General features: G+C 38.1%; 7 protein-coding genes. All 7 read right to left on the bottom strand.

What is annotated here, in order from left to right; translation table 11 throughout:
- Nucleotides 1-137: 137 nt before the first annotated feature.
- Nucleotides 138-5255 carry a VWA domain-containing protein gene (locus tag B155_RS12805; RefSeq protein ID WP_169331261.1) on the bottom strand — a complete coding sequence of 1706 codons (5118 nt, stop codon included), beginning with the start codon at nucleotides 5253-5255 and terminating at the stop codon, nucleotides 138-140.
- Nucleotides 5256-5467: 212 nt separating this feature from the next.
- A complete protein-coding gene (locus B155_RS0102470) occupies nucleotides 5468-6100 on the bottom strand; it encodes a response regulator (RefSeq protein WP_018126658.1) in 633 nt (210 codons plus the stop codon).
- A gap of 49 nt (nucleotides 6101-6149) precedes the next feature.
- A complete protein-coding gene (locus B155_RS0102475) occupies nucleotides 6150-8168 on the bottom strand; it encodes a tetratricopeptide repeat-containing sensor histidine kinase (protein ID WP_018126659.1) in 2019 nt (672 codons plus the stop codon).
- Nucleotides 8169-8392: 224 nt separating this feature from the next.
- Complete coding sequence (locus tag B155_RS0102480; RefSeq protein WP_018126660.1) at nucleotides 8393-11323, bottom strand: sensor histidine kinase; 2931 nt, start codon at nucleotides 11321-11323, stop codon at nucleotides 8393-8395.
- 66 nt (nucleotides 11324-11389) lie between these two features.
- The gene (locus tag B155_RS0102485) at nucleotides 11390-12046 is read right to left on the bottom strand and encodes a response regulator (protein ID WP_157464705.1); all 657 of its coding nucleotides are present in this window, start codon (nucleotides 12044-12046) and stop codon (nucleotides 11390-11392) included.
- A 66-nt stretch (nucleotides 12047-12112) separates the two neighbouring features.
- Nucleotides 12113-14977, bottom strand: a complete 2865-nt coding sequence (locus B155_RS0102490) for a sensor histidine kinase (RefSeq protein ID WP_026167150.1) — start codon at nucleotides 14975-14977, stop codon at nucleotides 12113-12115.
- A gap of 85 nt (nucleotides 14978-15062) precedes the next feature.
- Entirely contained in the window at nucleotides 15063-15737 is a 675-nt protein-coding gene (locus B155_RS0102495; RefSeq protein ID WP_018126663.1) for a hypothetical protein, read from the bottom strand.
- Nucleotides 15738-15875: the final 138 nt, after the last annotated feature.

Here is a 15875-nt window from a genome sequence, read left to right on the forward strand (position 1 = left end):
AGATGGGTTATTCTTGATTAAGTCTTTTATTTAGGCTCGGAATATCGTGAAAAATAGACTGCTAGTGAAATAAAAAAACCCAGCTTTATCCAAACTGGGTTTTTAATGAACTTATCCTCTGTAAGGACCTTCATATACTACTTGAGTAACATCATTTTACGTGTGGTGTTGAACTCTGGAGTAACGATTCGATAGATGTACATCCCCGATGATAAGGACGAAGCGTCTACCATTACGCTGTGCCATCCAGCATTGTATCTACCATCCACTATCGTCATTACTTTTTGCCCTAAGGTGTTGAACAGCTCAAGGCGCACATCGGTTGCATTAGGCAATGCAAAGTTAATCGTTGTACTTGGGTTGAATGGATTCGGATAGTTTTGACTCAACAAGAAGGTGTTTGGTGTATCTGAAACACGTTCTGTACTGATAGATTCACTTCTTACCGCCACTGCGTATTCGTTGAAGTCTGTTAAACCTGTAACTAACAGTGTATTGTTTGCTATGCTGACACTTAGACCTGCTTCGCTTAAGTCAGTCCATGAGGAAGAACTATCTATTCGTTTTAGCAGTGTGATTTTTTCTGGGACATCTATTGTAAATCCTGAAACATCCACAGATAGATCGTATTGGAACTCAGGGGTGCCAGTGGATTCTAGCGTTATAATCCAGTAGATATCTTGATATATCGACTCTACGCCATTTGGATAATTTGTACCGGGATTCTCGGCAACACTTGTTGTAATCGAGAATCCATCTCCTGTATTGGAAGTAATCTCTATACTTAATCCAGAATTACCCAATTCAAAAGTTCCTGTTTGATCCGCTAAGATATCTAGTTTGTAATCTGGAATGGCTTGTTCCGGCCCTAGAATCACTATAATTGACTTCGAGAGGTTTACCCCTTGTAAATCAATATTTGAGGTATCTGTTACCGTTACCGTTATTTGATCTCCATCCACTCCAGAAGCGATTAATTCAGCGGTACTACCACTTTGATTGCTTGGATTGATAACCACTTTGCTTTCATTTGAACTTTCCCATTTATAGGTAGGTGAAGCATCGTTCAAGATGGTTACAGCGGTTACAACCGTATCTCCATTGGCAGGAACATAGAGTGTATCTACTCCAAATATTTCTGGGAAATTTTGGTTTACTACTACCTGCGCAGAGACGTCACTAAAGCCATCGGCTACGAAGGAAGTGTTTAGTACATTATTTGAACCAAAGTATTGATTGTTATCCACTGCAACGCTGATATCTATGGTTCCAAATCTTTTCGGACTGATGTAATTGATCCAATAAAAGCTATTTGCAATTTTTGCGATCTCACGCTGAATTTTTTTGAACTCTGCCGCCAATCCTGAGGGGTCATCAGCTTGGAATACACGACCACTAAAGCCTGTAATTTGCTGAAGCTGGGTTTGATTGGCATCTCCTACACCTACGGCATAAACATCTATATTTGCCGTTGCAGTTTGCACCTCTTGAATGGTGTACTGCCCTGTATTTTCTTCCCCATCGGTGAATACTACAATGTTACCACGGGTAATTTTATCAAGTGTAGAATTGATAAGAGCATCTAAGTCTCCAGCAGATGTTACAACACTCCCAAATAGGTTTGTAGAAGAACCTGATAATTGAATGCTGTTAATTGCATTGATTAACTGTGTGGTATCGGAAGTAAACGACTGGACGGTTTGTACTTGAGATGAGAAAGTGTAAATCCCAATTCTTTGATCCTCCTCTATACTTCGAACTAACTCTATAGCGGCTTCTTTAATTAGTGGTAGATTCGCAAAACCAATAGAGGCTGATTTATCTAATACCAGCGCCGTGTTGATTTCGAAGTCAATGGCATCCTGTTTTAGAATTTGGAAATCGGATTCCGCATCACCAGGGGCAATTACAGAGGTTCCTTCTTTCAGCGTGAAGAAATTCGGTTTGGGCTCGCCTCCTACTAACTGATCTGGATTCGCTTGATCTAGGAATGTGATACCTACACCATTAGGATCGGTAGCTTGGAACAACACATTCACGAAGCTTGGATGAATAGTATCGGTTAGGATTTCAGACATCTGAACATTTAGAGTTGGTACAATTCCTGTTCCATAATAATTGAAATTGAATTTACCTTCCTCTAATGGTGCTTCTGATACAGAACTATGCTGACTAACCTGATACAGTACTTTAACAGCATCCGTGTATAATTCTAAGCCTATTGCGAAATCTAGAAATTCGAACAACTCATAATCGATATTTACAATTCCAGTATCGCCAGGAGCAAGTATTTCATTATTGCTTGAAACTACTACCGTAACACGGTCATCTTGAATGATTTGATTATCAAGCTGTTTTTGAAAAGCTAATCCATTAATGGTTAACGTATCTGTTCCTTTATTATAAAACTCGATGACTTCCGTTCTATACTCTTGAATAGGAACTCCATCATATTGTGTATTCACATATCCAGAAGGATAATTTGCATCAACGCCCGATGTAAACACTTGCTTAAATTGAATTACGGGTTCTGTTTTCTCCAAATTCACTTCAACATCGAATGTCGATTTACCACCTGACCCACTATGGTGTATTGTCATAGTCTCAAAGAGTGTTGTGTCATTCGGCAAGTCGTAAAAATTTGGCCGGGTTTGCAAAGCTACACCAATTGTTTGTCCCTTTGCCACCTCGGTGGTTACCAGTGGGTTTACGCTATTATCGCTACTTATACTTTGTCCCAGCTCAAAGTAATCGTCAGAAAATGAAACACTACTTATAATTAGATCATCTAATCCTGTGTTCTTCAAAGAAATAAATACATCCGCGGTATCATTTTCGCTTAACACGGAATTAAAAACTATAGGACTTAGTGCTTCTAATCGCCCTAAAGTATCTTTGGCTATAGCGAGGAGTGGAATTTCTATAAGCCCATTTTCAAAGCCAATGGAATTGGTTTGTACAAAAATGGTATCCTTGTAATTCTTGAACTCGGTGGGTTCAAATATGATATCTAGCCTTAACAATCTATCTGCTAAATCATTTTCAGGAGTTGGCAGCAAGCTTAAAGGGGTAATAGGTGGTGATTCCAATCTAAATGCCGCACCGCTAGCAAATGATACTGAGTCAATATTTAAGCTATCCGTACCAACGCTTACAATATATGTTGTTACGGTATCGGCTTTATTTACCTGAGTACTATCGGCCCCTATGAATGGGTTAAATGCATTGGTTACAGGAGTTGCATTCGAGTCGGCAGCAAACTTTGCTTCACTGATAACATTTAGCCCCGTTCCTTGGACAATGAAATTAATTTGTCCATAGGCCCCTGTATGGTTTATCTGGACAGTATCAATAGAATGACCTGTAGAAGTCACCTGATATTCTACGACTAAGGTATCTTTTTGAGCAATTCCAATTACACCTGCGGGGGCACGAAGAATGCTAAAATCTGTACCATTTATCATTTTCACCGAGTCGATGGTGGTACTAGCCGTGCCGTTGTTAGTGAATACTACTGTGTCACGCAAGGTTCTGTGCATATACTGATTACCAAAGTTTATACTCCCTTGGCTAGAGGTTAATAACCCAGCGGCTTCTATAGAGAAAGAAATGGTGTCTTGGTTAGGGTAAGCCATCTGATAAGTGCCTTGGAAGGTATCAGGCTTATCCCATTCTCTCTTAAAACGAGAAATAGGGTTTGTGTTTGATGTTTGAACCGTAGTTGTAGTAGCGAAGTTATCATCTGAAATAACAACATTGTTTATAGCTATATTTGAAGAAACGGCTACATCCTCAAATTGAAAATGAAGCGTATCCACTTCATATTGTTTAAGCACCATTCCATTTTCTGGATATAAAAACTTAAAGTATTTAGGTGAAAATGAGCCTACGAAGTAATTCACTGAACCCGCATCTACATTCTGTGCACCTAGTAGTAATTCGGTATTTAAATCCAACGATCCCGCATAGGCATACCGTGTTCCTTGTGAATCATCAAATGCATATAAATCATTTGCTCTACTACCATCTACTTCTCCTAAATTTTCAATATCTCCAACATTAAGAGTAGTGTTAGTAAAGATAATGGCGTAAAGATTCGTCCGACCGTTAGTACTATTTGCAGGATAGAAATTTATTGAACTAAATACGGCATTTGAGGCGTCGGTATAGCCAAACATAGTATAAAAATCTGTATTCGAATCTGCAGCACCCACAAATCCAGTTATTGTAAAGTCTGTACTCATTGAAGATGTTATCGCTCTGCTTGCAAAAACACCTGCATTTTCACCTCTGTATAAGGTGTATTGATTAGCCGAAGTTTTTTCTAACCATACAAAGCCAGTTAAGGATGTATTTGGTCGAGCAACAAGATGCGTAATTTCGTTCGTTCTTACATTTGTGGGGTAAATGGTTTCTGTATCGAAATCAAAAGTGTAAATCAGAGATTCAAAATCATTGTTTACACTTTTGGAATAGTTCGTGCTATCAAAAACAAAGGTTGCTTCATGTGTTTCAAACCTGGCAGATACATTAGTACCATTTGGAATCACTTCAAATTTATCACTGATTTCAGCAATATTTGCATGGCCAGCTTGTATCATTTTAAGTTGTGATAAATCGAAGGTGGTATCAATTCTACCTATATAAAAATCATCCACTCCACGTGGGCTTAAATTACTAGGCAACTCCCCTGCCCCTGTAGCTGAACCTTCTCGTTTTACATTAAATCCTGCTCCAGTAATCATACCACCAAAATATACATACCCATCTCGTACTATTATGTCGATACCATAACCATTAGCTCCTACTGTACCGGTATCATTCACGCTAAGTATGGCAGCTACTCCATTAGCGTTTGTTACTTCAACTCCGGTATCAGCGTTTACTCGCTTTACAATAAACCCATTGTTTGATGTACCCGTGAAATAAATCGATCCCTCTCTATATGCAATATCACTTATGTCACCAGAAGAATAACAGTGATTCCATTCCACTGAGCCTTCTTTGTTTATTTTAATAATTACGGATGTATTTACGCCGCACACTCTATTTTGGGCATCCATAATTAAGCTACCTTGATCGATATTACCTGCTAGGTAAACGTTATCGTCAACGTCCATAGCCATGGCTGTGAACTTCGTATTATTCTCCACATTTATATTCTGCAACCAAGGTGCTTCATCCGATTGTGCAAAAGAAATTGCTGAACAAACTAAAGCAATTATTACGGTGAGGAAGGTTTTTAGCGTTTTCATAATAATCCCACTGAGGTTAAGTTTGTAGGACATTATGCATTCGATGGTACATTCTCACCACATGAAAAGGTGGAAATTGAGGATAAATGGACTTACACACTCAAATCAAGTTAAGTGCAGTATTATCAATATAAATCTACAATTCCTGGTCATATTCACTCCATTCTATGTAGTAAATCATGTAGTGTAAATAGGTAGTATCGCCAATTGGGTTAGGTGGGATTAATTAGGCGTTCTTTTATGCCTTTGGCCACGGCATCAGCTCTGTTTTTGGCTTCTAATTTTCGATAAATATTTCGAATATGGTAGCGCACACCATCTACTGAAAGAAACACTTCTTTTGAAATAGCTTTATAAGACAAGCCTTCGGCTAAATGGGTTAAAATCTGAATTTCAGTTTCTGTTAAAGAGGCTTCAATTTGATGTTGCCTCTGGAAAGAATGGATTACTTTTCGGGCTATGTTTGGGCTCATCGGTGACCCGCCTTCAACAGCCATTTTAACGGCTTCAATAAGCTCTGAAGGCGATACTTTCTTAAGTAGGTAACCTACAGCCCCATTTCGTAGTGCAGTGAAAATCTTTTCATTTTCATCATGCATAGTAACCATGAGCACAAGAATATCGGGGTACTTTTCTTTGATGACTTTCACCCCTTCTGTGCCATTCATACCCGGTAACTCAATATCTAATAGAAGAACTTGATTGGCTGCTAATTTTTCATCCTCAAAAGCTGCTTCACAACTGTCATAGGTGTTTGTTACACAAAGATCGGCTTCGAAATCTAAGATAGTCTGCCAACCTTCACGCATATACACGTTGTCTTCTATGATGCCAATTTTAATCATACTTATAGATACAGCTAAATTTAGCCATAGTAACTACCTTTTTAGGTAGTTATTTATTGGGTATTACCACCTTTATATCTGTTCCTTGACCGATTTTTGTATCGATAATAAGTTCACCATTTAAACGGTCTGTTCGATATCGTAAATTTTTTAAACCATTCCCTTTTTTCATTTCTTCCTCACTCATACCAATGCCATTATCTGATACTTTCAGCACAAGTGAATTCCCCTCTTGGTACAAATCTATTTGAGCCTTTGTAGATTTAGCATGCCTCACAAGATTGGTAACTAACTCTTTATATACTAACCATAAATCTTGACGAAAAGTCAAATTCATATCTGAATCGAATTCTTCTTCTATATTGATTTCATATTCTAAGTTTTTGCTTTCAAATAGATCAGCTGCATACCGTTTACTTTTACTTACGAAATTAGTCCAATCATCATTTTCAGGGTTAATAGCCCATATAATATCGTTTATTTTATCTTTGGCATCGGTAGCACTCTGGTCGATACGTTGGAGGTATTTTACGCTTTGATCGTCTTCATTAAGATTAGATGATTGAGCATTATTCCTACGAATTGCCTCTGCAAAAAAGCTAATACTACTTAAGGTGGCACTTAGGTCGTCGTGTAAATCTCGAGCTATATGGTTTCGTGTAGCCTCCACTCTAAGTTTAGTCTGCACCCTATTTTTGTTAACTATTAGCCAAGCAATCAAAATTAATAAAATAGTGATGCCTAATAGCCACAATAAACGCGTGTTAAGCTTATCAATTTCTAAATTGGCTTCAGAGATTTGATCGTTTTTGTCACGCATTTGAAAGCGTACTTTATATAATTCTTCTTGAGAGATTCGCCCTCTAGTTTCTACTGCATTTAAATTATTGAAGGCAGTTTTTTCAATTCTATAGGCTTGTTGGTAGTTACCTAATGCTGCATAAGCCTCTGCCTTAGATTCCATAATTTCACCATAAATAGGAGTTGCAGGCATTCTATTGAGCAAAGCTTCTGCTTTGTTCGCTAGTTCGATTACTTCATTATACTGTTTGTTATCGAGAGCACTATTAATTTGAACTCTATAAAAATGGATTTTTGATGGTAGTTGGATTCTGGATAGGTCCATAGACTTCATTTCATCAATCAAGCTATCTCTTTTCTGCATATCACCTGCTCCGTCATAAGCTTCAGCGAGCATTAGATTGGTTTGAAATCGATCAACGGGTACTAAATTAGGAAGCGATACTGCTTCTTCTAGATATCTGACACTTTCTTTAAAGTTACCTTGAACCTTTTCAAGATCGCCCATTGAACGCAGTAAAGCTGCTTTCATCATAGCTGGTAGATCTTTTTGAATACACTCAGAGAGGTATTCCTTAGCAAGCTCAAAGTCTTTATTCATCTTGAGTGCATTACTGATATTAAGCCTAATTTGACACACTCGAGTAAAGTCCGATTCTATCTCTAATATTTCTTGGTACCTATCTAAAGCTATTTCAACTACCCCCACGCGTATATATAAATTCGCCAAGCGATCTAACACTAACTTGTATATAGATTCATCTATGTCTGTTGTTTCTGTGATTTCTTTGGCCTTTAAGTACGCTTCTTCTGCGGCTAGGTAGTCGTTTCGCCGAAATAGTTGTTGTCCTTTTCGTAGGTACATATTTACAACCATTTCATTCATGCCTAACTCTTCAAAATAGCTGGTAGCCCTTATAATGTATTTCAAAGATGAATCAGGATTAGGACGTGACCAATGGTCAGCCTTTATGAGATTTGCATAGGCATTCTTTTTAGTATCTGATAACCCATCGATTTTCATTACTCGATCAATGATATTATCTGTTGAATCTGGGTATAGGTGTATAGAATTTCGAGCGAGCGCTACATAGAGTTTAAGTACTGAATCAGGATGTTGGGCATCCTGAATGTTTTTTAAGTCTGATTGATAATCTTGTGGAGAGTATACCCTATAACTGTTATCACTTCGTACTGGGCCATTGGGTTGCCCGTAACATAACATACTCATTCCAACTAATAGTGCCCCTAAGATGATCCCCTTCATGCCGTCTTTTGAAATTTTTTTCGTCCTAAGCTTTAGGATATATAATCATTTTCAGAAATTCATCTGTAAAATTGCAAAAAAATGAAGCCACTCTAAGGCATAAAAAAAACCTGGCTTTACTAAGGCCAGGTTTCGAAATGATAGATCATTTAGGACATACTCTCTTGACTAAAATCAACATATCTATTCAGTCAACTAATGGCACTACCCGTTTATGCGGTCTTTTATTTGATAGGGATTTTTAATTGATAACTCACGCCTTCGTTTAACTGAGTTTGGAGTTTATACTCAGCGTCAATTTGCTCCAGCCTTTGTTTAATATTATTTAGCCCATGGCCTTCATGCACCTTCATGGGATCGAATCCCACGCCGTTGTCGGATATATAAACCAATAGATAGTTGCCTTTTAAGCTGATGCTAATATCGATTTTAGTGGCCGAAGAATGACGAATAGTGTTTGCAATAATCTCTTTATAAACGTTCCATAGTTGAGACTTCACCTCCAAGGTGGGGCGACCTTCAGGCACCTGATTTAGTTCGATACTATATTCAATATCTGATACCTCTAAGATGTCGGAAGCGTATCGCTTAAACTTGGTGAGTAATGAGTTCCAATCGTCGTTCTCTGGTGATATAGCCCATATTATATCATTGATCTTTTCTTTGGCTTCAATGGCACTTTTATTGATGAGCTTTAAAAACTTTCCCGAATCAGCTCGACCTTTTGTTCGTTTAGCTGCTTCTGTAAAGAAACTTATACTACTTAAAGTTGCACTTAGATCATCATGAAGGTCTCTTGCTATTCGAGAACGTGTCTTTTCTTCTTTTAGAAGATAAAAAAGACGGTATCTCATCAACCCATAAACCACTAGAACACTGAGTATGGCTATCATTGTGAGCACATACCATCGTTTCCAAAATGGAGCTACAATGCTGAAGGCAACTACTTCAGACGGAACACTCCAATCCTCGCCAGTGTAAGAAGCGCGTATCTGAAATTGGTAGTAATTTGGGTTTAATCCTGAAAAGTTCACCGATCGCGTATTCCCGATATCTATCCAATTATCGGACACTCCCCTCAATCGATATTGAAATTGTTGTCGTTCAGGGTCGAAATAGTTCAAGTATGTGAAATTTATAGTAACAAAATTCTGCTGAGGCTTAAGGCGAAGTTCACCACCATTCACTTCTTTTAAATACTCCACTCCTTCGATCTGAATACCATTAATTACTGTGTTACCGCTGGTAGGGGCATCATACACTTGTGAAGGATCGAAAGCATTGAAACCATTAACACCCCCAAAATACATGGTGCCAGCCTTAGATTTGAAGTATGCTCCCCCATTAAACTCTGTGCTTTGTATGCCATCGGATAATCCATAGTTAAGGAACTTTTTCTCGCTATGACTAAATGCACTTAAGCCAAAATTTGTACTGAGCCAAATATCCTTTTCATTATGAATAAGCATTCCATAAATCACGTTACTTGGCAAGCCATTTTGGGTAAAGAAGGAATCAATAACTTTATAAGAAGTATCTAGTTTGTATAGCCCGTTATATGTTCCCACCCAATAATTCCCATGCATACACTTGGTTACACTCAATACTCGATTTGACAGAATATGATGATCTTCATCTTCGTCATTGTTGAGTTCTATGACTTCCCCATCTTCGGTAAACACCTGTAAGCCATGCAAATAGGTTCCCATTAATAAATCTCCATTACGAGAGCCATGCAGCGCCAATACCCTTTGAGTATTTGAACGATCCTTAGTATTGAATCGATTGGGCAATGATTGAGTTACTTTATCACCAATAATGGTATTCACTCCGATATAAGTACCCACTATCAGCTCCCCTTTTGAAGTTTCATATAAAGAGAGAATGCTATCATCACTTAAGCCTCGAATTCGTTGTTTGGCTTGAAGCTTATCAATGTCTGGAATTCTATATAACCCATCTCCATCCGTTCCTATCCAAAGGGTGCCTGATGCGCTCTTTTTAATAACAACTATAGGTGAGTTATTAAAACCAGGAATTTGATAGAACATCCGTCCTTTCTTATTCCATCTATAAAGGCCGGCATCTTCGGTTCCGATGAGCATCGATTCCTCATCAAGTTCTTCAAAAGATAATATGACTTTCCCTTTCAGCCCTTCTTGATTAAAGGTGGTATAATGCTGAAACTGATACCTCAAAGGGTGATAACTGCCAAAACCAGAGGTATTACTGCCAACCCATACTACGCCCTCGTTATCGCTATATACAGTTCGAATTGAGTTCTCTGATATACTTTTGGGGTCTTCAATTTTGGCACGAAGTGTTGAAAACAATACCCTTTTGTCATTGTATAAAAATATTCCTGATCGTTCTGTAGCTATCCAAATTCGATTCTGTTTGTCGATGGTTATATCGCGAATACTGGTATTGGATAATTGCCTATCAAAGGCTTTAAACTGACTGCCATTTTTTTCCAGAATGAAGATCCCTTGACTGCTGCTACCCACCAATAATTGGTCGTTATGTAATGCTAAACTTGTAACTCGAATACGGTTTAAAAAGCGCTCTGAATTACCCGCTTGCTGAATTATCACCCCTTGTTCTGAAGCTATAATTACTTGAGTTGGGGTAACTAATACATCCCAAACTGGAGATTGAGTGACATAAATATGTTCCAGTTTTTGCTGGTTGATATCGTAGCTAAATACCCCTGATTCTCGAGTACTAAAATAGAGCTTCCCCTGGAAGTACTGCATAGAAAGAATGGACCACTCGGGATTACATACACGCTTTCCAATAATGGAACACAGGTTGGTAAATTCTTCTTTTTCGGGATTGAAACGATCTATACTACCACCATCGGTTCCCACCCAAATAATCCCATCTTGATCTTGTACCAAGGTGCGAACACTTCTATGGCTTAGTGACGTTGGGCTTGAATCAGGGTAGTACTTTTTAAAGCTATGAGCGTCAAATCGATTTAAGCCATCTCTGGTGCCGATCCAAATGTACCCTAAATCATCTTTTAGAAATGTATATACAGTGGATTGCGACAGTCCATCTTCTAAGGAGTAGTTATTGAACTGTATATTTATAGGCTGTGCATAGCTTATAAGCCCCGGAAAAGTAAATAATACTATGAAGAGTAAACGCACGTAGATGAGAGATGAATTGCACTGTCCTAGGGGGCAATGTACATAAAAAGTGCAAATTTGAAAGCCTTATTCTTTGTCTGAATCAAGGTTTATCAGATTTCGATTCATCCCTTTGCTTATAGCTTCCGACCTTGAGTGTACTTCTAGTTTCCGGTAGATCTTTCTGATATGATGCCGTACTCCATCGGTTGATAAGAATATTTTTTTACCTATTTCGGCATAAGAACGACCAGTAGCCAGCTCATTCAATATCTGAAGTTCACGTTCGGTTAGTTGTTCTTCATCCGGATTTGTAATGGCATGAAAGGTACCAATTACCTTCCTTGCTATGTTGGGAGTCATGGGTGCCCCACCAGTATGTGCGTCTCTCAGTGCTTCTACTAATTTTTCTGGGGATGTCTTTTTAACCATATACCCCATCGCACCTGCTTTCAATGCTTGAAAGATATTATCGTCATCATCATGTATGGTAGCCATTATGATTGTTGGATCGATATCTAATTTCATGATATGCTTTACCCCTTCAATACCCGACATACCGGGCAAATCGATATCCATGATAATGATATCTGTTTGTTTCAGTTCTTTGCTTTTTAAAGCATCCTCAACGCTTTCGAAGCAAGCAAGTACACACATATCATTTTCCATATCAATGAAGGTTTGCCAACCTTCACGTACGTATGGATTGTCTTCTATTATTACTATTCGTATCAAATGATTCATATTCATTTATAATCAACTACAAGCTAAGGAAGCACATCGCCATTAACTCTACATAACAATGTGGTATTAAGGGTATAGTCGAACTTCGATTTCCCACTTAGTACCTTTATTCAATTCACTCTCTAACTTTATTTTACCTTTACAACGAAGTACTCTTTGTTTGATATTTAAAAGCCCATTACCGCGTTCAATCTCGTTCTCATCAAAACCAATTCCGTTATCTCTAATAAAGATTTTCAGTGTATCTAATTCAATATTGAATGCAATTTGCACATAGCTCGCTTTTGCATGACGTACAATATTTGTAATGATTTCTTTATAAACGAGCCACAAATTCTGACGTGTGTTCATAGGCAACTTACCATGAATTATGGAATCCATATCTAAGTCGAATTCTATTTCGTTAGCCCCTAGTAGGTCGGAGGCATACCTTCTACACTTCGCCACAAAACTTTCCCAGTCATCGTGTTCAGGATTGATTGCCCACACTATATCTGAAATTTTTTCTTTGGCTTCTCCTGCACTTTTTTCAATAAGTTGAACAAATCTTTTCTTCTTCTCTTCGTCTTCAAAACGATTAATAGCCCGGGCAAAATTACTGATACCAATAAGGGTTCCACTTAAGTCATCATGTAAATCATCCGCAATGCGGTTTCGGATGTTTTGCACCTTCAGTATCTGCTGAACTCGGATACGATAGATCAAATAGAGTATCAACCCTATCAACAGAGCATATGCTGTATAGGCCCACCAAGTTCGATACCAAGGTGGAAGCACTTTAATCTGTAATGCAGCTATATCCCCTTCAATGTTGTATACATTTTTCGATTTCACCCTAAAGGTATAGTTGCCCTCAGGAATATTGGTATAATCCTTTTGCTGTTCCTTATTCCATATACTCCAATTGGCATCGAATCCTTCTAATTTATAACTGAAGGTATTTTCAGTGTTGTTTACAAAACTGGTAGATGTGAAGTTGAACCGTAGCTCGTTTTCAGAATAATCTAATATGAATGGTTGATTGCTCGGAGTTCCAAATCCGCCATATAGCAAAGAATCGCCTGAGGCATAAAAATTGGTAATTAATGTTTTAGAGCGGACCTCATTGAACCAGTTTACATTCGGTAAGTGATACAACCCTTCAATGCCTCCAAACCAAACGCCTGATTCATCACATGCGATATCAAAGATGGATTCCTGTTCTCCAATTTGAGTGTAGGGATCGCTTACCACTTCATAAACACCGCCCACTTTGATTACGCGTTTTACTTTCTTGTTATTAACTACCCAGAATTCATACGCTGAACATTCTTTTATATAAAAAACCTGCTTTGATATAAGTTCTTCATCCACTTCTTTGAAGTTACTGGCAAGTTCAAAAACCCCCTTTTCATTTAATTGATATAAGCCGGAGCTCCCCTCTTCTACATCTACCCCGATCATGACCTGCTTGTCTACAATTTCTAAAGTGTTTACAAACACTCGTTCGTTGCTATTCACAGCAATGGGCACCTTCTTCAAGGTTGAGTCGCTATACACAAATACTCCATCTTTGCGATCTAATAGATAGTATTTATTCTGAAAATAAGCCCCATCAACCCATTCTGCATTTTGAATGTCTGAGTTTATCGGATGTTCTAGAAAACGAGTGCCGGTGTATTCTATAATCCGACCGGGGGTTAAGAAGTGTATACTTTCACTTTCATTCACCTCTTCAAAAATTTGAATTACGGCTTCGTCATCAAAAATAGCTTCCTGTTTCTGCCTCCCATTCATAATACCGATGCCTTCACTTCCTATATACCAAGCGGTAGTACCATCACTTTGGACATGATTAACGCTTTTTAGTGCGCTAAAGGATTGTTGTTCTGAAGAATCCCTATACAAAACACCATTTCTTGTTTTAGCATATTGATGAATCCCATTAATAGTAAAGGCTGAAATGGGTTCTTTAATACCATGTTCACTCCCATATTTGAAGGCATCGCCATTTAGTAATAACTTTTGAATTCCATCCCCTAAGCCGATCCAGAGTACTGATTCTTCATCTAAATACAGGGTGTTCACACGATTGGTAGCCAATCCATTCGACTCATTAAAAACCGAATGGGTCGTTAAATCATGATCTAAGAAAATCACCCCTTTATTCCGAGTAGCAATAGCTAACAGATTGTCAGAAATGCTAATGGCATCCCAAACCTGAGTATCACTATCTAAATCTGTGTCTATATTTTTGACGGTATGATCATCTAGAAAAAACGAGTCGCCATTATAGCTAAACAGAAATGCTTGAGTGGAATTTATTACAGCACTTGCCAGAATGGGTGTATTGGCTAATTGATCACTTCCACTAATTTGAATGGCATCACTACCATCATATGCCCAAAGGCCATCTGGAGTACTTAAAATCAATTCATCACCTACTTTAAAGGAAGTAATTACATATGAATTAATCTCATCAATCTTGATTAGCTGATCGTTTTGTAGTGCATATAATCCACCAGAACCCGTTAGATACACCTGCTTCTTCAAACGATGAATCTTAGTAAATACTAGCGACTGCTCCCCCGCATTAGTTGATGTATTAAGGGAAGTATAAATAGGATTGTTAGTAGAATCAGAAACGAGGTAACCCGTTCCATTTTGCCCCGTTACCAACAGCGTATCTGCTGATATCTCAAGAATATCTAAACCCCTGCCCTTTTCTTCGATATGAATGGGGATCCAGTTGATCCCATCATGAATCACAACACCTGTTGTACTAGCAAAATACATCAACCCATTCGATCCCTGGTAGATGTCCCAGATATTACTTCCAGTTCGAGCCTGCTTAGGGGCATAATAATTGGTAAAAGAATACCCCTGGCTCCATACACTTTGTGTACATAGTAACCCAAGAACTGTAAGAAGTAGAATTCGAAACGATTTCACTTATTCATGATTTGTCATCAATTAGTGTCAATAAATAACGAATTCTATGATTAATCCAACTTTAGACTTAATTCTAATTATGAGCCTAGGTTTGGCACTCCCAAGGTTTGGCAGGGTTTGGATCACATAGATGAGAATCAATGTGGTAAATGATGAGGTTTTTCATTTTTTCCGCAAACTCTTTCTCATCTTCTTTATGGGGGTGATCATGCTTCTTCTTAGGAATTTTCTTGATGATTGGCACGTCGATAACATAATGATTCCCTTTACGCACACCTTTGAATACGCATAAGTCGTTCGCAGGGTCATAACCCGGATAGTTGTAGCACTGCATTTTATCTATAAAATTTTGGAATTCTTTTCCTGGGTAATAAATAGGATATAATGTCTCCCCTTTAGGGTCAGTTGCTAAGTCAGCAATATCGAATTTCATTCGAATTTTAAAGTCTTTCTTATTCCTAACTTTATAGGCTTTAATGTTCTTTTTGGCTTGATACAGGGAATCTTTTTCAAGTCTACCAATACCCTCTCTTTTTTCGCATTTCCTTGAGTTTATGGGCGTGCAGCCTTGTTTTTTATCCACTCTAAACACTTTCACTTTGGCGTTAGATGAATTTTTTATCACATCTACACTGTCTTCATGTATGGTAAGTTCAAAAACATTGTTGGGTAAATTTATACTAGTTGCTTCACTTTCCATATTCACAACAATACCCAGAATCCCCATCATTAGGGCTATACTTACAACCAGCAGTTTCATAATAATCTCCGATATAATTACGGTTTGATACTACCCTTGCAGTATAATTAATCCCTATTACTTTACACTACCCGAATATGTAGTATAAAAAAAGCCCTGCTATCCATACGACAACAGGGCTTTAAAATTCTTACTGAG

The organism is Balneola vulgaris DSM 17893, from assembly GCF_000375465.1.
Classification (GTDB): Bacteria; Bacteroidota; Rhodothermia; order Balneolales; family Balneolaceae; genus Balneola; species Balneola vulgaris.